This window comes from Duganella sp. LjRoot269, from assembly GCF_964254095.1.
GTDB lineage: Bacteria > Pseudomonadota > Gammaproteobacteria > Burkholderiales > Burkholderiaceae_D > Rugamonas > Rugamonas hordei.
This window is the reverse complement of the sequence record NZ_CAXUSL020000001.1, coordinates 2066027-2085287: the sequence shown is the minus strand read 5'-3', so window position 1 is coordinate 2085287 and position 19261 is coordinate 2066027. Positions and strand designations below refer to the sequence as shown.

Annotated in this window: 23 protein-coding genes; 5 read left to right on the top strand and 18 right to left on the bottom strand. The window is 63.3% G+C overall.

Features of this window, described 5'->3' with window-relative positions:
- Nucleotides 1-726, top strand: a complete 726-nt coding sequence (locus ACSQ3S_RS09245; protein WP_436142194.1) for a lectin — start codon at nt 1-3, stop codon at nt 724-726.
- 48 nt (nt 727-774) lie between these two features.
- Here ACSQ3S_RS09245 and ACSQ3S_RS09240 read toward each other — a convergent pair whose 3' ends face one another.
- The gene (locus ACSQ3S_RS09240) at nt 775-3501 is read right to left on the bottom strand and encodes a TonB-dependent receptor (protein WP_436142193.1); all 2727 of its coding nucleotides are present in this window, start codon (nt 3499-3501) and stop codon (nt 775-777) included.
- Nucleotides 3502-3775: 274 nt separating this feature from the next.
- Between ACSQ3S_RS09240 and groL the strand changes: the two genes are divergently transcribed.
- Entirely contained in the window at nt 3776-5398 is a 1623-nt protein-coding gene (gene groL / locus ACSQ3S_RS09235; RefSeq protein WP_436142192.1) for a chaperonin GroEL, read from the top strand.
- Nucleotides 5399-5418: 20 nt separating this feature from the next.
- Here groL and ACSQ3S_RS09230 read toward each other — a convergent pair whose 3' ends face one another.
- Genes ACSQ3S_RS09230 through ACSQ3S_RS09185 form a run of 10 tightly spaced genes read right to left on the bottom strand, consistent with a single transcriptional unit; the run spans nt 5419 to nt 12837 of the window.
- Nucleotides 5419-6093 carry a tetratricopeptide repeat protein gene (locus ACSQ3S_RS09230; RefSeq protein ID WP_436142191.1) on the bottom strand — a complete coding sequence of 225 codons (675 nt, stop codon included), beginning with the start codon at nt 6091-6093 and terminating at the stop codon, nt 5419-5421.
- Nucleotides 6090-6482 carry a cytochrome c-type biogenesis protein gene (locus ACSQ3S_RS09225; RefSeq protein WP_436142190.1) on the bottom strand — a complete coding sequence of 131 codons (393 nt, stop codon included), beginning with the start codon at nt 6480-6482 and terminating at the stop codon, nt 6090-6092. Before ACSQ3S_RS09225 ends, ACSQ3S_RS09230 begins: the two co-directional genes overlap by 4 nt.
- Nucleotides 6475-7002, bottom strand: coding sequence for a DsbE family thiol:disulfide interchange protein (locus ACSQ3S_RS09220; RefSeq protein WP_436142189.1), 528 nt, complete (start codon nt 7000-7002; stop codon nt 6475-6477). Before ACSQ3S_RS09220 ends, ACSQ3S_RS09225 begins: the two co-directional genes overlap by 8 nt.
- Before the next feature lie 13 nt (nt 7003-7015).
- Nucleotides 7016-8989 carry a heme lyase CcmF/NrfE family subunit gene (locus ACSQ3S_RS09215; RefSeq protein WP_436142188.1) on the bottom strand — a complete coding sequence of 658 codons (1974 nt, stop codon included), beginning with the start codon at nt 8987-8989 and terminating at the stop codon, nt 7016-7018.
- Nucleotides 8986-9429, bottom strand: a complete 444-nt coding sequence (gene ccmE / locus ACSQ3S_RS09210) for a cytochrome c maturation protein CcmE (RefSeq protein ID WP_436142187.1) — start codon at nt 9427-9429, stop codon at nt 8986-8988. Before ccmE ends, ACSQ3S_RS09215 begins: the two co-directional genes overlap by 4 nt.
- Nucleotides 9426-9584: a heme exporter protein CcmD gene (gene ccmD / locus ACSQ3S_RS09205; protein ID WP_436142186.1), complete on the bottom strand. Its 159-nt coding sequence runs from the start codon at nt 9582-9584 to the stop codon at nt 9426-9428. The genes ccmE and ccmD overlap by 4 nt, the downstream gene beginning before the upstream one ends.
- Nucleotides 9581-10366: a heme ABC transporter permease CcmC gene (gene ccmC / locus ACSQ3S_RS09200; protein WP_436142185.1), complete on the bottom strand. Its 786-nt coding sequence runs from the start codon at nt 10364-10366 to the stop codon at nt 9581-9583. The genes ccmD and ccmC overlap by 4 nt, the downstream gene beginning before the upstream one ends.
- A gap of 19 nt (nt 10367-10385) precedes the next feature.
- Nucleotides 10386-11054: a heme exporter protein CcmB gene (gene ccmB / locus ACSQ3S_RS09195; RefSeq protein WP_436142184.1), complete on the bottom strand. Its 669-nt coding sequence runs from the start codon at nt 11052-11054 to the stop codon at nt 10386-10388.
- Entirely contained in the window at nt 11048-11698 is a 651-nt protein-coding gene (gene ccmA / locus ACSQ3S_RS09190) for a cytochrome c biogenesis heme-transporting ATPase CcmA (RefSeq protein ID WP_436142183.1), read from the bottom strand. Before ccmA ends, ccmB begins: the two co-directional genes overlap by 7 nt.
- The gene (locus tag ACSQ3S_RS09185; protein ID WP_436142182.1) at nt 11698-12837 is read right to left on the bottom strand and encodes a sigma-54 interaction domain-containing protein; all 1140 of its coding nucleotides are present in this window, start codon (nt 12835-12837) and stop codon (nt 11698-11700) included. The genes ccmA and ACSQ3S_RS09185 overlap by 1 nt, the downstream gene beginning before the upstream one ends.
- A 303-nt stretch (nt 12838-13140) precedes the next feature.
- On the opposite strand from ACSQ3S_RS09185, the gene ACSQ3S_RS09180 reads away from it, so the two are divergent.
- Both ACSQ3S_RS09180 and ACSQ3S_RS09175 read left to right on the top strand, forming a co-directional pair.
- On the top strand, nt 13141-14028 hold the full coding sequence (locus tag ACSQ3S_RS09180) for an RNA polymerase sigma-70 factor (protein WP_436142181.1): 888 nt from the start codon (nt 13141-13143) through the stop codon (nt 14026-14028).
- A gap of 98 nt (nt 14029-14126) precedes the next feature.
- The gene (locus tag ACSQ3S_RS09175; RefSeq protein ID WP_436142180.1) at nt 14127-14591 is read left to right on the top strand and encodes a carboxymuconolactone decarboxylase family protein; all 465 of its coding nucleotides are present in this window, start codon (nt 14127-14129) and stop codon (nt 14589-14591) included.
- A gap of 77 nt (nt 14592-14668) precedes the next feature.
- On the opposite strand, the gene ACSQ3S_RS09170 is transcribed toward ACSQ3S_RS09175, so the two are convergent.
- From ACSQ3S_RS09170 to clpP, 5 genes are all read right to left on the bottom strand, one after another.
- Nucleotides 14669-15094 carry a PIN domain-containing protein gene (locus ACSQ3S_RS09170; protein WP_353400658.1) on the bottom strand — a complete coding sequence of 142 codons (426 nt, stop codon included), beginning with the start codon at nt 15092-15094 and terminating at the stop codon, nt 14669-14671.
- Nucleotides 15085-15339 carry a hypothetical protein gene (locus ACSQ3S_RS09165; protein ID WP_176655042.1) on the bottom strand — a complete coding sequence of 85 codons (255 nt, stop codon included), beginning with the start codon at nt 15337-15339 and terminating at the stop codon, nt 15085-15087. Before ACSQ3S_RS09165 ends, ACSQ3S_RS09170 begins: the two co-directional genes overlap by 10 nt.
- Nucleotides 15340-15409: 70 nt before the next feature.
- Nucleotides 15410-16522 (bottom strand): DegT/DnrJ/EryC1/StrS family aminotransferase, encoded by a 1113-nt coding sequence (locus tag ACSQ3S_RS09160; protein ID WP_436142179.1) that lies wholly within the window; start codon nt 16520-16522, stop codon nt 15410-15412.
- Between the two features lie 71 nt (nt 16523-16593).
- Nucleotides 16594-16965, bottom strand: a complete 372-nt coding sequence (locus tag ACSQ3S_RS09155) for a translational machinery protein (protein ID WP_436142178.1) — start codon at nt 16963-16965, stop codon at nt 16594-16596.
- 106 nt (nt 16966-17071) lie between these two features.
- Nucleotides 17072-17695 (bottom strand): ATP-dependent Clp endopeptidase proteolytic subunit ClpP, encoded by a 624-nt coding sequence (clpP, locus tag ACSQ3S_RS09150; protein ID WP_436142177.1) that lies wholly within the window; start codon nt 17693-17695, stop codon nt 17072-17074.
- A gap of 162 nt (nt 17696-17857) precedes the next feature.
- Between clpP and ACSQ3S_RS09145 the strand changes: the two genes are divergently transcribed.
- The gene (locus ACSQ3S_RS09145; protein WP_436142176.1) at nt 17858-18550 is read left to right on the top strand and encodes a sigma-70 family RNA polymerase sigma factor; all 693 of its coding nucleotides are present in this window, start codon (nt 17858-17860) and stop codon (nt 18548-18550) included.
- Between the two features lie 6 nt (nt 18551-18556).
- On the opposite strand, the gene ACSQ3S_RS09140 is transcribed toward ACSQ3S_RS09145, so the two are convergent.
- Together ACSQ3S_RS09140 and ACSQ3S_RS09135 are read right to left on the bottom strand one after the other, a co-directional pair.
- A complete protein-coding gene (locus ACSQ3S_RS09140) occupies nt 18557-18889 on the bottom strand; it encodes a helix-turn-helix domain-containing protein (RefSeq protein WP_436142175.1) in 333 nt (110 codons plus the stop codon).
- Nucleotides 18873-19136, bottom strand: a complete 264-nt coding sequence (locus ACSQ3S_RS09135) for a type II toxin-antitoxin system RelE family toxin (RefSeq protein ID WP_436142174.1) — start codon at nt 19134-19136, stop codon at nt 18873-18875. Before ACSQ3S_RS09135 ends, ACSQ3S_RS09140 begins: the two co-directional genes overlap by 17 nt.
- Between the last annotated feature and the right edge of the window lie 125 nt (nt 19137-19261).

Here is a 19261-nt window from a genome sequence, read left to right as displayed (position 1 = left end):
ATGACTACTTTCTTACGTAAATCAGCACTGATCTGCGGCGCCGTCACGACGCTGTGCCTGGCCACGGCGGCTTCCGCGCAAACGCCGGCGCCCGCACAGCAACCGAACACCGCGCGTTCAACCGACCCGGCCAAGCCGTTGAGCTTTTTCGTCACCAGCGAAGGTTTGGGCAAAGGCGCGGACCTGGGCGGCCTGGCCGGTGCGGATGCGCACTGTCAAAAACTGGCCGAATCGGCCGGCGCCGGCAAGCAGACCTGGCGCGCCTATCTGAGCACGCAGGCGGCCGATGGCAAGCCGGCCGTCAACGCGCGCGACCGCATCGGCAGCGGGCCGTGGTTCAACACACGCGGCGCGGCGGTGGCCAAGGATGTCGCGCACCTGCACGGCGACACGCTCGATGCGGCCCGCCTCGGCAACAACCTGACCCGCACCACCGTCTTCACCGAGAAGAACGAGCCGGTGAAGGGGGCAGGCGACAAGCCGAACGAGCATGACATCATCACCGGCTCGCAGCCGGACGGCCGTGCCTTCGCCGACGCGGCGGATCACACCTGCAAAAACTATACCAGCAGCGCTGCCGACGGTTCGGCGCAACTGGGCCACTTCGACCGCACTGGCGGCGGCAACTCGTCATGGAACGCTGCGCATCCAAGCCGCGGCTGCGGCCAGGCCAACCTGGTCGCCACCGGCGGCGCCGGCCTGCTGTACTGCTTCGCCGCGAACTGACGTCCTCCCCACGCGCCGGACGGATCCCCGATCCGCCCGGCGTTTTTGTTACAGCTTCCCGCTTACCATCAAACCCAGCCAGCGCGGCGACGAAGGCGTGACCGTGTTCCAGGTCTGCGCACTCGGCGTACGATCGTTGAACAGGTTCTTCGCGATCACGCTGAAGTCGAAGCTCTTGTCGCGCTTACCCAACCCTATCGAGAAGTCCGTGATGCTGTAGGCAGGTATCCAGCCATAGGAGGACAGGGCGATATCCGAATTGGCTCGGCTGCTGTATGAGGTATTGAAGCTGGTGTGGAACTCGTGAGCGGCAAACACCGGCACCCGATACTCGGCTCCCACGGACAGCGTGAACTTGGCGGCACCCGGCAGGTTCTGGCCGGAGACGTCGGTGTACGGCGCCGCGCCAGGGTAGCCATTCTCCGCCGGCTGCGCGGAGTTCTTGAAGTCCTTGTAGACGGCATCGTTGTAGGCGCCGGCCAGCCGCACCGCGGTGTTCGGAATACCGGTATAGGTTCCGTCAATTTCCAGCCCCTTGACCTGCACCTTGGCGACGTTGCCGGTGGCCGCGACGTAGTAGTTCTTGCCATCGTTCTGCAGTCTGGTGGTGTAGGCGTCGAACACCTGTACCGCCTGCTGGTAGTCCTTGATATTGCTGAAGAAGACATCGGCATTGAGTATCAGGGTCTTGCTCAGCAGCGCCGTCTTCAAGCCCAGCTCATAGGACTGCGTCTTCTCCGGCTTGATCGGATTCGATATGCCGTTGGTGTTTTGCGAGATGCCGGCCTTTTCGCCATACTGTACGGAGACATAGCCGGTCACCTCTTCATTGAAGCGGTAGCTCGGGCTGAGCACCAGCGAAGGCTGCGTCTTTTTGAACGGCGCCGCATCGACATCGTTCCACAACACGCCCAGGTTGGTCAGGCGCAGCGCCTTGGCCGCCGCCACCTGCGCCAGCTGGGTAGTACTCAATGCCGCATAGGTTGGCACGTTGAAGTACTTCTGCGCCACGGAGTTGGCCAGCGCGATTTGCGCCGCCGAATTGCCAGGATTGAGCTTACCGGAGGACGCCGAATCGAAGCCGCCCAGCTGCACGTTGTTGACCGCGACCGGGTTCAGTTCCGGAGCATAGCCATTGTCGGCCACCAGATTGTTCGTGATGTTGTGGCGGTCCTCGCGTGTCAGGCGCAGGCCGGTGGTTAGCGTCAACGGCTCGGACAGATGCCAGTTCGCCTGCCCGTAGATCGCCGCATTGCGGTTGTGGATGCGCTGCAGTGGCACCGTCAGCAGGCCACTGAGCGAATTCTCCAGCAGGTAGCGGCCATTGCCATCGGCGTCCAGGGCCTTGTACTGCGCGGCATTGGCAAACCAGGCGCCGGCGTCGCTGCCGAAGCCTTTGGCCGAGTCATAGGCATTGCGGCTGGTGAGCAAATAGATACCGGTCTGGTAGTCGACCAGGCCGCCCTGCGCGCTGGCCAGCCGCAGTTCGGTGCTCAGTTGCGAGAAGCGGTCCAGGTGGCCCCCGCCCTTTTTGCTGATGTCGAACGGCGTGCCCTCGTCATTGCGCACCTTGAAACGCATGTCCTTGTAGCCGGTGATGGAAGTCAGCGTGTGCGTACCCAGGCTCCAGACCAGTTCCGCGCTGGCGCCTTTGGTATCGGTCAGCGTCGGCGTCTGCGCGTCGAGGTTGACGACGCCTGTGCCCGCGCCGTTCAGATAGTTGGCCGCATAGCTGTAGTTGCCCTGCTGTGTGAACCAGCGCCGGGCCAACCGCGTTTGCGCATCGGATGTCAAGGGATTGTCGGCGCCGTTGGAATATTTGAGCGGCGTTTGCTTGTAAAAGAGTTTACCGTTGAAGGATTCGCCGGTCTGCGGTGTCAGCTCCACCGCGAGTCGCGCGCTGAAGTCGGCGCTCGGCGTCAGCAGGAACTGCACGCGGCCTGAGACGCGATCATGATTTCCGTAAGCGCTTTCGTCATCGTAGGCGTTCTTCACGTAGCCGCTGCCGCGATCGACCTCGAACGCACCGCGCCAGGCCAGCAGGTTGTCGATGACAGGGCCGCCGATGGCGCCGCGCGCGATCAGACGCTGGTTTTCGCCCAGCGTAAGGGAAAAATCGGAATCTGGGGCAAAGCTGGGACGGCGTGTATTGATGCTGATGACGCCGAGGTTGGCGCTGCGGCCGCCGGCCGTGCCCTGCGGGCCGCGACTGACCTGCACCGAATCGACATCGTAGAAATCGAAGCTGGCCAGCGGGTTATACGAATAGGCCAGGCCGTCGACGACGATGCCCACGCTGGGGTCCATCGCATCCGTCTGCGACTGCTTGCCCAGGCCGCGCAGCGACAGGCTGCTGGTGCGTGCGTTCCCAGGGTTCCACGAGACGTTGGCCGCGCGCTTGGTGATCGAATCCAGGTCGGCCGCGCCCTCGCGCTCCAGCTCCTTGCCGGAGACGACGGATGCGGATACCGGCACGCTTTGCAGTTTCTCCAACCGGCTGCGCGCACGCACAGTGACTTCGCCAAGTGCCGCAGCCTCCTCTTGCGGAGCCGCCGCAGGCGCAGGTTCGGCCACGGCCACCGGGGTAGCCTGTTGCGACGCCGGCGATCCGGTTGCGGGCCGCGCAGCCAACTCCTGCTGCGCCTGCGCGAGTGCCTGCCTGAGACGCGCCACCTCCTGCTGAAGATCTGCGACCGCCTTGTCATCGGCACCCCACGCCGGTCCCGCGCCCATCGAGGCCGCAGCAACCAATATAGCCAATGGCTTCTTATTCATAACTTGAAATTCCTACCAAAAAAGTAAAGAACCATGCAAAACGCAAGTCGCGTGCCATGTGTGGATATTCGTGCATTCCCGGGCTATCGCCACTGATGCATGCAGCTGAGCTGCTGGTTGGGCAGCAGCGTGACAACAATCGCTGCTGTCGCCGCAACAGCCGGCGTGCAAAGCAGGCCTTATACGTACAGGCGCTAAGCTAATGCGGATGTCTTACTTTGACGCCTGCCGCCGCCCACCTACAATCGGTGCACATTCACAATGAAGGAACAGCATGGCAGCGAAAGAAGTGATATTCGGCGACAGCGCCCGCAGGCGCCTGGCTTCCGGCGTCGACATCGTCGCCAACGCGGTCCGCCTGACGCTGGGCCCCAAGGGGCGCGACGTCGCGCTGGAGCGCGGCCACGCGAGTCCCGTGCTGACCAAGGACGGTGTGACCGTGGCGCGCGAGATCGACTTGGAAGATCCGCTGCAGAACATCGGCGCGCAGCTGATCAGGGAAGTGGCGGCCCGCACCGGCAACGATGCCGGCGACGGCACCACCACCGCTACGGTATTGGCACAGTCCATCGTGCGCGAAGGTCTCAAGTATGTCAGCGCTGGCTTCAGCCCGATTGAGCTGAAGCGTGGCATAGACAAGGCCGTGACAGCCATCGTGGCCGAACTTGCGGCGTCAGCCCGGCCAGTGTCGGGCAATCGCGAAATCGCGCAGGTGGCGACCGTGTCGGCCAATGCGGATGCGGTCATCGGCGGCATCATCGCCAAGGCGTTCGAGCGCGTCGGCAACGATGGCGTGATCACGGTGGAAGACGGTCCATCGCTTGAGGATGATCTGGTCATCGCTGAGGGGTTGCAGTTCAAGCGCGGCTATCTGTCGCCCTACTTCATCAGCGATGCGGAGCGCCAGGTGGCGGAGCTGGAACGGCCGCTGATACTGCTGGCGAATGTCAAAATAGCCAACGTGGGCGAACTGCTGCCATTGCTGGAGCTGGTGGTCAAGGCTGTGCGTCCGCTACTGATCGTGGCGGAGGACGTGGAGGGCGAGGCACTGGCGGGGTTGGTGGTCAATCATTCGCGCGGCCTGCTGAAGTGTGTGGCGGTCAAGGCGCCGGGGTTTGGTGAACGGCGGCGAGACAGCCTGGAGGATCTCGCCGCGCTGACAGGTGCCCGCGTGGTGTCTGCCGATTCAGGATTGACGCTGGCGCAGGTTACGCTGGCGGACCTTGGCGAAGCACGCCGCGTGGAAGTGGGCAAGGAACACACCATCGTCATCGATGGCGGCGGCACTGCCGAATCGATACAGGTACGTGCAAGCCGGATCAAGGCGCAGATCGACACCACGCCCGCCGGCTATGACCGCAACAAGCTGCAGGAACGCTTGGCTGGATTGGCAGGCGGTGTAGCGGTTATCCGGTTGGGCGCCGCCACCGAAGCAGCGCTGTCGGAGAAAAAGGCGCGGCTGGAAGACGCATTGCATGCCACCCGCGCGGCGCTGGCGGAGGGCATAGTCCCCGGCGGCGGCGTGGCCCTGCTGCGTGCGCGCCAGTCGCTGGGCGAGCTATGCGGCGCGAACGCCGATCAGGATGCGGGTATCGCCATCGTCCTGCGGGCGGTGGAGGAGCCGCTGCGGCAGATCGTCAGCAATGGCGGCGGTCAGCCAGCTGTGGTGCTTGCGCGCCTGCTGCAGGGCAGCGGAAACTTCGGCTACAACGCCGCCGACGACAGCTACGGCGACCTGCTTGAACTGGGTGTACTCGACCCGGCCAAGGTGACGCGCGTGGCGCTACAGAACGCGGCTTCGGTGGCCGGCCTGCTGCTGTCCACCGAGGCCGGCATTTATTCCATCCCGTTGCCGCCATCGGTCGACGACCATCATCATCACGAAGAAGCAGCATAACGCCGTGCCTCGGCTCAGTTCTACTGGGCCTTGGCGATATTCTCCGCGATCGACTTGCCGACATCGGAATCGGCCGGCACCAGCGCCAGTATCTTCTTCCACGGCTTGACCGCACTAGCGACGTCGCCCCGCTCAAGTGCCGCGCTGCCCGACAAAGCCAACGCCTGTATGTGGTTCGGATCGATGGCCAGCGCGCGGCCGATCAAGGCTTCCGGTTCGCCAACCAGCGTGCGGTTCAGTGTCATGCCCAGCACCACCGCGTAGTCCACCAGCAAATCCGGGTTTTGCGGCTCCAGCGCCAGCAGGTGGCGATATGCATCCGCAGCTTGGTCGAAGCGGCGCAGCGTTTCGTAGGACCGGGCCAGCATGCGCCAGCCGTCCGCATCGTCGGGCTGCTTCGCCAGCCGCTGCGCCAGGCGGGTGACCATGCTTTCGATCTGCTCCGGTCCGACCGCGCCGGCAGCGTCGGCCTGCACCGATTCCAGCGGCGGCAGCAGCCCTTTCAAATTGCCGATCCCCGCATACAGCGAGGCGGCCAGCGCAGGTACCGCAACGGCGATCAACACCAGCGGCCATCGCTGGCGTGGTGCCGGTATGCCGTCGCCGCATCCAGCCTCTCGGCGCAACAGCACCGGCAAGACGAAACCCAGGCTGCAAGCCAGCATGACCGTAGCGATCAAGATAAATCCTGTCATGTTTTCTCCTCCCGCTGTCGCAGGATGTACAGCAATGTGGCCAGCCCGGCAGCCAGCAGCAGGAACGGTCCTGTCCACAGCAGCCAGGTATTTGGTTTGAACGGCGGCCGATACAGCACGAAGTCTCCATAGCGTTGAACCATGAAATCGATCACGTCCTGCTCGGACCGTCCTTGCGCCAACTGCGTTCGCGCCTCGTTCTTCAAGTCCAGCGCCAGTTGCGCGTGCGAGTCGGCGATGGTCTGGTTCTGGCAGACCAGGCAGCGCAGCTGCTCGGCCACATGATTGACCCGCAGCTCAAGCGCGGCGTCGGCTGGCGGTGCTGCCTGCACAACGCAGCACAGCATCGCCGTGCAGAAGGCCAGTAGCTGTCGTCGAATCTCAAGCATGATTCAACTCGCGTATCAACGGCAGCAGCTTGTCGCGTATAACGTCCGACGTCAACGGGCCGGTCAACTTGAGCCGTATCTGCCCGCGTTTGTCGATGACGAACGTCTCCGGGACGCCGTACACGCCGAACTCGATGCCGGTCTTGCCATCGCCGTCGAATGCCGACACCAGATACGGATTGCCGAATTCCCGCAGCCATCTCTGGCTGTCGCCGCGCGCGTCGTTGTAGTTCAAGCCGACGACCGGCGCCGCGCCCAGTCGCGAAAACTCAAGCAGCACCGGATGCTCGGCACGGCAAGGTGCGCACCACGACGCCCACACATTCAGAACCCAGACCTTGCCATCCATGTCCTTCGATCGGAAGGTGCGGCCTGCATCCTCCACCTGCGGCAGCGCGAACGCCGGCGCGCGTTTGCCGATCAGCGGCGAAGGAATTTCCTGCGGCTTGAGCCGCAAGCCCACGCCCAGGAAGGTCAGCAGCACAAGAAATCCCCCCAAGGGCAACAGATATCGTTTCATGTTCAACTCCAGTTCAAGCGGGAACGGCGGCGGACGACGCCACCGTACGCGACCGGTGCGCCAGCCGGTAACGCCGGTCGGACGCTGCCAGCAAACCTCCGCCGGCGATAATCAGGCAACCCGCCCAGATCCAGCCGACAAACGGCTTGTACTGCATGCGTACCGCCCAGGCGCCGTCCTTGGTCGGTTCGCCCAGCGACAGGTAGATATCGCGCGAGAAGCCGCGATCGATCGCAGCTTCCGTCATCGGCATTTGCTGCACCGTGTAGTAACGCTTTTCCGGCTGCAGCAGCAATGCCTTTCCATTGGGGTTGCGTACGTCGAAGGTGGCACGCGCGGCGATGTAGTTGGGGCCATCCACCTTGTTCAGCGCTGTGAAGCTGTAGCGCCAACCGTTGCTGACGATGCTGTCGCCAACCCGCATGCTGGCGTCGGCCGACACCTCGCCGCCCTTGACCAGGGTGACGCCGACCACGAACACCGCCACGCCGGCATGGGCAGCCAGCATGCCCCAGTAGCTCAGGGGCTGCTTGGCCAGGTGGCGCCTGAGCGGCACACCCTCCACCGGCTCGGCAAGACGCTGGTACAGATGCAGCGCGTTTCCCAGCAATATCCAACCCGCCAGCATCAGGCCGCCCGCCACTGCCGGCGAGACTTTCCAGCCGAACCAAGCGGCCAAGCCAAGCAGCAATGCCGCCTGTGCGATGCGCGAGACGCGCGCCAGCACCGTCCGCAGCGAAGCGGACTTCCACTCAACGAACGGCGCGGCGGCCATCAGCAGCAGCACGGGCAGCATCAGCGGCACAAACACCGCCTCGAAGTAAGGCGCGCCGACCGATATCTTGCCAAGGTCCAGCGCATCCAGGAACAGCGGGTACAAGGTGCCCAGCAATACCGTGGCGGCCGCGGTCAGCAGCAGCACGTTGTTCAGCAACAGCAACGTCTCGCGCGAGAACAACGCGAACCTGCCGCCCAAACCCACCGACGGCGCACGCCATGCAAACAGCGTCAGCGAGCCGCCAATGACGATAGCCAGGAACACCAGGATGAACAGGCCGCGACGCGGATCGGTGGCGAAGGCATGCACCGACGTCAGCACGCCCGAACGCACCAGGAAGGTGCCGAGCAGCGACAGCGAGAACGCGACGATCGCCAGCAACACCGTCCAGTTCTTGAAGCTGCCGCGTTTTTCCGTCACGGCCAGCGAATGGATCAATGCCGTGCCGACCAACCATGGCATGAAGGAGGCGTTTTCCACCGCGTCCCAGAACCACCAGCCGCCCCAGCCCAGCTCATAGTAAGCCCAGAAGCTGCCCATGAAGATGCCCAGCGTGAGGAACGACCACGCCACCAGCGTCCATGGACGCGACCAACGTGCCCACGCCGCATCCAGTTCTCCGCTCAGCAGCGCCGCGATGGCGAACGCGAACGCCACGGAGAAGCCGACATAGCCCATGTACAGCAAGGGCGGATGGATGATCATGCCGAAATCCTGCAACAGCGGATTGAGATCGCGGCCGTCGCGCGCGGCCGGCAGAAGACGGTCGAATGGATTGGACGTGAACAGCATGAACAGCAAGAAGCCGACGCTGATCCAGGCCATCACGCCCAGCACGCGTGCCGTCATGGCTGCCGGCAGCCGTCGGCTGAACACTGCGACCGCGAGCGTCCACAGCGCAAGTATCTGCACCCACAGCAGCAGCGAGCCCTCGTGGCCGCCCCAGACGGCGGCCACGCGGAAGTGCAGCGGCAGCATGGAGTTGGAATTGGAGGCTACGTAAGCCACCGAAAAATCGTTGGCGATGAAGGACGCCAGCAGGCAGCCGAAGGCGAAGCTGACAAACACGAACTGTCCCGCCGCCGCCGGCCGCGCCAAGGCGATCCAGCGCCGGTTGCCGCGCCAGGCGCCAAGCAACGGCAGGCTGCCCTGCACCAGCGCCAGGCACAATGCCAGTATCAATGCGAAGTTGCCGAGTTCTGGAGTCATTTGTCCACCTTGGCGGTCTGGCGGCCTTTTTTCAGCGCGTAGGCGGCGTCCGGCGGCATGTAGTTTTCATCGTGCTTGGCCAGTACCTCGTCGGCGACGAAGCGGTGGTCGTCGCCCAGTTTTCCCTGTGCGACCACGCCCTTCCCTTCCTTGAATAAGTCCGGCAGGATGCCGCGATAGTGAACCGGCAGGCTGCGCACGGTGTCCGTGACGACGAAGCTGACGGTAATACCGTCGGCTTCACGTCTCAGGCTGTTCGGTTCAACCATGCCGCCCATGCGGAAGCTCTTGTTGCGCGGCGCCTCGCCGGCCAGTATCTGGCTTGGCGTAAAGAAGAACACCAGGTTCTTTTGAAACGCCGACAGGACCAGCCAGGCCGCGAGCAGCAGCGCGCCCAAGGCGGCGGCCAGCAGCGCCAGGCGTTGTTGACGGCGTGTCATACGCGCTTCCCGACCGCCTTGCGCGCGGCGCGCCAGCGCAGGATCAGCGCCGCTTGCTCGCCCACGATGGCAACCGCCACGACGGCGAACGAACCCCATACATACCTGGCGTATCCGCCCATTGCGATGAAATCGCTCCAGCTATCCCAATTCATTGCTGCTCCGTGATGTAGCGTTGTACCCATTCCGTATGCCGTTCGCGCTCCAGCACGATCGTCCTGAGCCTTTGCAGCGTGGCGGCGATGGCGTAGACCCACAGGGCCAGCGTCATGATCAGCATCCCTTGCAGCATCAGCGCCGCCATCGTTGGCGCGCTGCGCAGCGATACCGACGAGCCTTGATGCAGCGTGTTCCACCACTGGACGGAAAAATAAATCACCGGCACGTTGACCATGCCGACCAGCGCCAGCACGGCGCCTGCGCGGTCGGCGCGGCGCGGATCGCTGATCGCCGCCTGCAGCGCCATGAAGCCGATGTAGAGGAACAGCAGTATCAGTTCCGACGTCAGGCGCGCGTCCCACACCCACCATGCTCCCCATGTCGGCTTGCCCCAGAGTGCCCCGGTCCACAGCGCCAGGAAGGTGAACAGCGCGCCGGTCGGCGCCAGGGCGCTGGCCATCATTGACGACAACCTGGTGTTCAGCACCAGGCCGACGGCTGCCCAGAAGGCCATCGCCAGGTAGATCAGCATCGACAGCCATGCGGTGGGAACATGGACGAAGATGATGCGGTAGGCATCTCCCTGCTGGTGATCGGTCGGCGCCGCGAACAGGCCGATATACAGGCCGGCTATCGTCAGCAGCAGCGCGGCGGACAGCAGCCACGGTATCAGGCGGCCGGCCACCGGAAAGAAAGCCTGCGGCGCGGCGTGGCGCAGCCAGCTGCCCGCGCGCGCAGGCCCGTCGGCGGCGGGGTAAGGTGTTCGGATAGTCGGCACGGTGGTGTTCCTTTTCTATTCATTCAAGCGAAATGCGCAATGCCGAGGCGGTAGCCCACGGCGACAACGCGGCGGCGCCGGCCAGCAGGCCGCCCAGCAGCAGCAGGTTGGCTTCGGCGGCGCTGCTGCCAGCTTCCGCCACCGCCGCGCCGGCGCCGAAGATCAGCACCGGCGCGTACAGCGGCAGCACCAGCAGTGCCAGCAGCACGCCGCCGCCTCGCACATCGAGTGTCAGCGCTGCGCCGATGGCGCCCACCAGGCTTAGCGCCGGCGTGCCGACCAGCAGGCTGACTGCCAGCGATGCTGTGGCCTGCGGGCCCAGATCGAACTGCAACGCCAACACAGGCGTCAGCAATACCAGCGGCAGGCCACTGATCAGCCAGTGCGCCACCACCTTGCCGGCGACGATCAGCACCAGCGGCTCGGACGACAGCAGCATCTGCTCCAGCGTACCGTCCGCGTGATCGAGGCCGAACAGGCGATTCAGCGCCAGCGTGCTGGCCAGCAGCGCGGCCACCCACAGCACGCCCGGCCCCAGTGTGCGCAGCAGCTCCGGCTCCGGCCCCACGCCCAGCGGGAACAGCGTGCAGACGATGACGAAGAACACCAGGGTGCTCAACACGTCGGTGCGGCGGCGGAACGCCAGCAGCAAGTCGCGCCGTATCACATGACCCAGCGCGGTCAGCATGGCAGCAACTGATCGAGGTCGAACTGCTCCAGGCGGCGCGCCCGCAGCGCCTGCGCCTGGTGCGTGGTATAGACCAGCATGCCGCCGGCGGCCAGGTGCCGGTTCAGCGTGCGGCACAGCGACTGCACGGCGGCGGCGTCCAGCGCGACAAACGGTTCGTCCAGCAGCAGCAAAGGCGGCAACGGCTCGACCGCCAGCCGCGCCAGCGCGACGCGGCGGCGCTGCCCCTGCGACAAGGTCCGCGCCGGCAGGTCGGCGGCGCCGCCCAGCCCCACGCTGACCAGCGCCACCACCGCCTGCTCGCGGCTGCACGCCACGCCGGACAGGGTGCTGGCGGTGGCGACGTTCTCCCATGCCGACAAGTCGTCCTTGACGGCGCTGGCGTGGCCGCAGTAAATCAGTTGCCGGTGAAAATCCTCGCGCAGATGCTGGATAGGCTTGCCGTTCCAGCGCACCTCTCCCGCCAGCGGCCGGCCCAGGCCACACAGCAATCGCAGCAGACTGGTTTTTCCGCTGCCGTTGCCCCCCTTGAGCCACAAGGCTTCGCCGCTTTGCAGCTCAAGATTCAGATCGCTGAATAGCTGCCGCTCTCCGCGCGCGCACGCCAGCTGGTGCGCCTGCAGACGCATGGTCGCCGCCGCCATCAGTGCTGCAGCAGTTCGCCGTGGCCGCCCGCGACGGCGCCCACGGCTGCGATGTCCGCGCCGGCCTCGAAGCCGATCAGGCCGAAGCGCTTCAAATGCGTACGCAGGATGTTGCGGCTGATGCCCAGCACCCGCGCGGTCTGCACCTGGTTGCGGTTGCAGGTGTCGAACGCGGTGCGGACCAGGCCTTCTTCCAGCCGCTCGAACAGGTCCGGCTGGTCGGCGTCGATCATGCTGTTGACCAGCACCGACAGCTGCTGCTGGAAGCTGTCCGCATTCGACAGCGGCGCGGCCGCCACCGGCGCCTGGCGCGCGTGATGGTTCTGGTGGCGATGCGAGATGCCGGTCAGCTTCAAGTCTTCGGCCTGGATCTGGTTGTCGCGGCAGACGATCAGCGCAAAGTGGATGACGTTTTCCAGTTCACGGATATTGCCCGGCCATTCGTAGGACAACAACGCCAGCTTGGCGTCCGCCGACAGCGTGACGTTCTCCAGTTTCAGCTTGCCGCTGTAGACGTCGATGAAATGACGCGCCAGCGGCAGGATGTCGCCGGTGCGCTCGCTCAGCGGCGGCAGGTGCACGGTCGCCACGCCGAGGCGGTAGTACAGGTCGGAGCGGAAGCGCTCGGCCGCAATCGCCTTGTGCAGGTCGACGTTGGTGGCAGCCACCAGGCGCACGTTCAACGGAATCGGGTGACGCGCGCCCAGGCGCACCACCTGGCGCTCCTGCAGCACGCGCAGCAGCTTGACCTGCAGCGCCAGCGACAGGTCGCCGATCTCGTCGAGGAACAGCGTGCCGCCGTTGGCCGCCTCGAACCAGCCGGAACGCGCCTGCGTGGCGCCGGTGAAGGCGCCCGCCTCGTGGCCGAACAATTCGGCGTCGATCAGCGATTCGCTGAAGGCGCCGCAGTTGACGGCGACGAAGGGACCGCGACGTTCGCTCTGGTTGTGGATGTGGCGCGCGATCAGCTCCTTGCCGGTGCCGGTCTCGCCGATGATCAGGGTCGTGGCGTCGCTGCGCGCGATACGCTCCACCTGCAGCAGCAGCTCCGACGAACGCGGATCGTGAAACAACATCGCCTTGGCGCGGATCGACAAGGTCATTCCTGACTGATCGGGGAAGGTAAGTAGTTTGTCCACGGCGGTTCCCGTTGTTGATAAGAAGTCATGCCAGCGTAAGGGGATTTTTGTGCGCCGCACACGAATCATTTTGTACATCTAAATTCACATTCTGGATAAAGAAGCCCTTCTCCCTCTTGTGCACTGGTGCGGCGTGCGGCATGGACCGCGAAGAAAACGTAAAATTATTTTTATCGCAGTGTTGTATTTTTTTGCTGCGTCACGAGGTGCTGCGAAACCAACATGGGATCAACAGATAAGCAACAGCCAATCAACAGTTGTGCAACACTGTCACAAACCGGAACGCTGCCGCGTCTAACCATCATGACCGACCAAAACTCCCCCGCCGAACTGGCCACATTTGCCGCGCTGCGTCCGCGGCTGTTTTCAATCGCCTACCGCATGCTCGGCACCCGCGCCGACGCCGAGGACGTGGTGCAGGATGCCTGGCTGCGCTGGCACGGCAGCGAGAAGGAGACGGTGCAATCGGCCGAGGCGTGGCTGGTGACCATCACCACCCGGCTGGCGATAGACCGCCTGCGCTCGCGCATGGCCGAGCGCGAATCGTATGTGGGCTGGTGGCTGCCGGAACCCATCGTCGAGATGGACGAGCGCACGCCCGAGAGCAGCGCCGAAATGGCCAGCGAAGTGTCGATGGCGTTCCTGTGGGTGCTGGAGCGGCTGTCGCCGGAGGAGCGCGCGGCGTTCCTGATGCGGCAGGTGTTCGATCACGATTACGCCGATATCGCCAACATGCTGGGCAAGAGCGAATCGGCCTGCCGCCAGATGGTGCATCGCGCGCAGGAGCGCGTGCAGCGGCAGAAGCCGCGCTTCGACGTGCCGAAGGAGCAGCATCACGACCTGCTGGGTAAGTTCATGGAGGCGGCCAAACTGGGCGACCGTTCCGCGATGAAGGCGATGATGGCGGACGACGTACAACTGGTGGCCGACGGCGGCGGCAAGGTCAACTCCTTCCTGCACATCCTGCACGGCGCGGGACGGGTGGCCGGCGTGTACTGGTCGCTGGAACACCAGAATCCGACGCAGGTCGCCTACCGCCAGGCGCGCGTCAATGGCGAGCCCGGACTGGTGCGCTATGTGAACGGCAAGCTGGAGTCGGCGCAGTCTTTCCTGGTGGAGGACGGACGCATCGTTTCGATCTTCATCGTGCGCAATCCGGACAAGCTGACCGGCGTGCCGCAATTTATTTGAGTTTTTTTGCGTGGGCTGTCACAAGACGGCAAACCGCCCCGTCTTACAGGTATGGAGGGCGCAATGGTGTGCCCTCAACCTGACAGAAAGGCCTCATCATGAACCACGCTGCCCGTCTCAATTTCTTCCAACTCGCTCCTGCCAACCTGCAGGCCATGATCGCGCTGTCCGGCACCGTCAAGAAAAGTTCGCTGGGCGCGCGCCTGGTGGAGCTGATCAATCTGCGCATCTCGCAAATCAACGGCTGCGGCGTGTGCGTCGACATGCACTGGCGCGACCTGATCAAGCAGGAAGCCAATCCACGCCACGTGAACGCCATCGCCGGCTGGCGCGAAGCGCCGTTCTTCAGCGACCGCGAACGCGCCGCGCTGAACTGGGCCGAAGCGGTCAACGCGATGCCGCACCAACATCCGACCGATGCCGATTTCGCGCTGCTGAAGGAGCATTTCAGCGACAACGAAATCGCTGAAATGAGCTACGCCATCGCCGTGATCAAGGGTTGGAACACCATCAACGCCAGCCTGCGCAACCAGATCCCGGAAGTGCCGGCGCCAGGCTTCTAAAAAATACGGGCCGCCTGGGCGGCCCGTACTCACGACATCAGAACGAGTACTGCACCTACGAACTGAAGCTAATCCCGCTAAAGCAGCGGAGGCCTGACTTTAACGGCCACACCCGCGACGATCTCATAGGGCACACGCACTAACGGTCCTTCGCCCCCAAAGTCGCCGGGATTACGGGTAATAATGATCCGCCCGGATGCTTCCGCAGTCGCTCGGATAATACAATCTGGGAGCCTGAATTTAGGCGGGTGAGCGATACTGTTGCCTCGGATCGTCGTTGCACGGCGCATGATGTCGTTGTTCGGATGCACAATGCGAATGCCAGCGTCGTCAAGGAAGGCTTGAAACTGAACCTTGGCGGGCTCGTCCATCACGCATGCCACTTCCATCCAGGTGATTGAGCTGATGATCGCGTCGTCGTAGCTCAGAATCTCCAACGCTGCAGCGGCATGGCCGTTCAGGTTGTCTATCAGGATGCTGCTATCAAAAAGTGCTATCGCCATTCGGCACGCATCTCGCGTTGATAGTCGCCCCCATCTTTCGGCTTGGTCGGGTCATCCTTCCATATGCCATGCACACTCATAATGGCGGCCAAGCGTTTGGCGCGAGCGGCGCTGGGCTTTTGCGCGGTCAGCAGGTTTAGCAGCTGCAGCTTGGTCATATGTGTCGGATCGATGCTACGGGCACGTGCAGCGGAATGCAGCACCGCCATCTCGCGATCATCCAATTCCACGGTAAGTTGCTCCATGACATACCTCAAATCAGTCATCACTACAGGTAGTGTATAGCATTTGAGCGGAAGTGCCAGCGTCCGGGTCTCAGGCTGCGGCGAGCACCTTGCCGACGACCTCGCAAACACGGTCGACGTCGTCCATCGACATATCCGCATGCAGCGGCAAGGTGACGGTTTCGCGCCCGATGCGCTCGGCGTTCGGGAACTGGCCGTCGGTGTAGCCGTATTGCCGGCCGACGGTGGTCAGGTGGCAGGCTTCGTAGGACATGCCGATGCCGATACCCTGCTCCTGCAACGCGGCGCGGAAGCTCTTGCGCGTGTGGCCGAACTGCTCGTACGGAATCAGCACATTGAACATGTTCCAGCTTTGGCGCGGCTGTCCTTGCGGCGGCAGCACCACGCCGGGCAGCTGCGGAAAACGCTCGAAGTAACGCCTGGCCAGCGCCGCGCGCTGCGCAAGGAAGCGCGGCAACTGCTTTAGCTGGTGGATGCCGATCACCGCCGACACGTCGGACATGTTGAATTTGCCGGCGGCGATGGCGACATCGCGCGTGTCGTCCGGCAGACGCTGGATGCCGTGGAAGCGCAGCACGTCGACCAGTTTGGCCTCATCCTCGCTGGCGACGACGATGGCGCCGCCTTCGATGGTGGTCATGTTTTTGTTCGGATGGAAGCTGAACGTGGCGATGTCGCCGAAGCTGCCGATCGGCTGGTCCTTCCAGTACGAGCCCTGCACCAGCGCAGCGTCTTCGATCACGCGCAGCTGGTGGCGTTTGGCCAGAGCGTAGAGCGCGTCGATGTCGCCCAGGGCGCCTGGGAAGTGCGTCGGCATGATGGCCTTGGTGCGCGGCGTGATGGCTGCCTCCACCTGGGGCAGATCGATGGCGCGGGTGTGCAGGTCGCAATCGACGAACACCGGCGCGGCGCCGACCTTGACGATCATGTTCATCGCCGAGAAGAAGCTTTGCGCCGAGGTGATGACTTCATCGCCGGGACCGATGCCGCAGACCTGCAGCGCAATCTCCATCGCGCCGGTTGCCGACGTGACGACGCGTGTAGGCCGCGAACCAAAGCTCTCCGATAACGCCCGCTCAAGTTCGGCCACCTTTGGGCCGGTCGCAATCCAGTTGGAGCGCAGCACGGCGGCTACTGCCTGGATGGTGTCTTCATCGAGTTGAGGTTGGGCGAATTTGAGCATGATGTGGCCTGCGCGGCAGAACTGGGAAAACCGATTCTAGCAGCGCCAGCGAATGCCCGCTTCGCAACACCTTAATTCGTCAGGTCTGATTTGACGAAGTACTTGCGTGCATAGGTCAGCAGCTGGCCGTCGTTCGGATGATCGACGGTTTCGACACTGATCACTTTTTCCGCTGTTTCGCCATAACTCTTGGCCATGTGACGCATGAGCACGAGCTTTTCCACGCCGGGGCCGACCACCAGGATCTGCTTGGCGTCGGTGACGGCGGCGATCACTTCGTCCATGTAGGTATGGTCCGGCTCGGCACGGTGGTTGCCGGTAACGCCGGCTTTCTGATGCTGCGAGGTGGTTTTAATGACTTCCGTCATAGCGTCATCACGCGTGAAATGGATGACATGAGCTTCGGTCTGGTCGAGCCAGACGACTGCGTGTTGGAACGGCATGGGGATTTTCCTTGAGGTGGGGATGGCCGATAAGAAGGCCAGTGCGTGCAGCTTGCGCGCCTGTCCCCTGCCCGTCTGTACGAAACCGTACCCAGCTGCCATTCAATCAAAGGTTTCGGCCGGCGTCGCGCGTCTCCAGTACCTGGTCGATCAGGCCATATTCCACGCCCTGGCGGGCCGACATGTAGTTGTCGCGGTCCGAATCCTTTTCGACCTGCGCCAGCGTTTGCCCGGTGTGCTCGGCCATGATGGTGTTGAGGCGGTGACGCTGGTACAGCACTTCGCGCGCCTGGATTTCGATATCCGACGCCACGCCCTGTGACCCGCCGTGCGGCTGGTGGATCATGATGCGGGCGTTGGGCAAGGCATAGCGCTTGCCTTTCGCGCCGGCGGCGAGCAGGAAGGAACCCATGCTGGCGGCGAAGCCGGTGCACAGGGTAGATACGTCGGGCCTGATGAACTGCATCGTGTCGTAGACCGCCATGCCGGCATACACCGAGCCGCCCGGCGAATTGATGTACAGTGAAATATCCTTGTTGGGATTGTCCGATTCCAGGAACAGCAACTGCGCGACGATCAGGTTGGCCGATTGCTCGGTCACCTCGCCCACCAGGAAGATCACGCGCTCCTTCAGCAGGCACGAGTAAATGTCGAAGGCGCGCTCGCCGCGTGCGGTTTGTTCGATGACGGTGGGTACCAGCCCCAGTCCCATGGGAGAATTCGAAGTCATGATCGTCCTTTGGCGGTGGAGTTGAATCACGGAGTTGATTCACTGCCCGCTTGACGTCCGCGGCCGGGTGCCGTGTGACGCGAAAAAAATATATAGTTGGCGTGTCACATCCGGGCACCGCCAAGCGTCAAGTGGTACCACCACCGCAACAGGAGATTCAATATGCCACGCACCACCGATACCGACTGCGCCATGTTCGAGCAACTGCGCCCGCGCCTGAAGGCGATCAGCAGCCGCATCGTCGGCAGCGAGGCGGAGGCCGAGGATATTGTGCAGGACTGTTTTCTCAAGTGGCATGGCGCCGAACAGGGGACGCTGGCTACGCCGGCGGCGTGGCTGACCACCGTCGTGCAGCACCAGTCGATCGACCGCCTGCGCAAACGCGGCCGGGATGCGGTGGCGGCACGCGTCGCAATGGAACTGGTGCCCGATGTGCCGCCTGCATTGCCGGAGGATGAGCTGCTGCGACGCGCTGAACTGGGTGAGGCGCTGGCCCGCTTGCTGGCATGCCTGACGCCGTCCGAGCGCCTGGCGCTGGTGCTGCATGAAGTCTTCGAATGCGAACATGCCGACATTGCGGCGGCACTCGGCACGAAGACGGCCAATGCGCGGCAATACCTTGCGCGTGCGCGCCGGCGGCTGCGTGAGGAGAGGGATGAGGCCTCGTCGGACGAAAAGCTGTGCCGCGAACTGGTGCTTCGCTTCCAGGCCGCGATCAACGGCCGGGACGTACCGGCGATGGTGACGCTGCTTGCTGACGAACAGCCGATGTCCGTGCACGAAACCCCGCAGTTGCGGATCCGCGTTGGCTCATGTGCCAATGATGCGTGGTATGGCCTTGCGTTGGCAGCCTAAAGACGTCTACAAGTTCAGTTGTTCCGGCAAGATGCCCAGCGCCAACGCGATCTTTTCACGGGTCGATTTACGGAGCTTTTCGCTATTCTCCTGGACGGCGTAGGACGGCTGCGAAATCCCAAGCCTGCCGGCAACTTCCGCTTGGGTCAGCCCAAGATATTCACGCCACGCGCGGATCGGCGTAACACCGTCCTTGATGATCTTGCCGACCACGGCGTTAGGAACGTCGCGTGCCGGCACTTGCTTGGTCAGCACCAGGTAATCATTGTAGGGAATGACGGCGAACGCGGGCTGGCCATCCGGTCCGTTCAGGAACTGAATGTTAGTAGGTGCGTTCATTTCGCTTTCTCACTTGGGAGATGGTGATGATGACCGGGTTGCCGCCTTGGTCGATTTCAAAAATCACTCTGTAGTCCCCCACGCGCAAACGGTAACCAGCTACTCCTTGCAAGCGCTTGATATCCCCGACACAGCTCGGCCACAGCGCCAAAGCCTGGACTGCGTCATAGATCGCATCACGCTTCGCCTTTTCCGCAATCTTGCGAAGTTGGCGTACGGCTTGAGATTTCCAAACGATAGAGTTCACAGAATTATAGACCAAATATAGTCTTACAAAAATAAGGCTATAACGCGAATCCACTTGCGAACTTGCTCAAGCTTCCATACGGAATTAGATGATGTAAAGCAAAAAACCGCCTCCGGCGGTTTTCT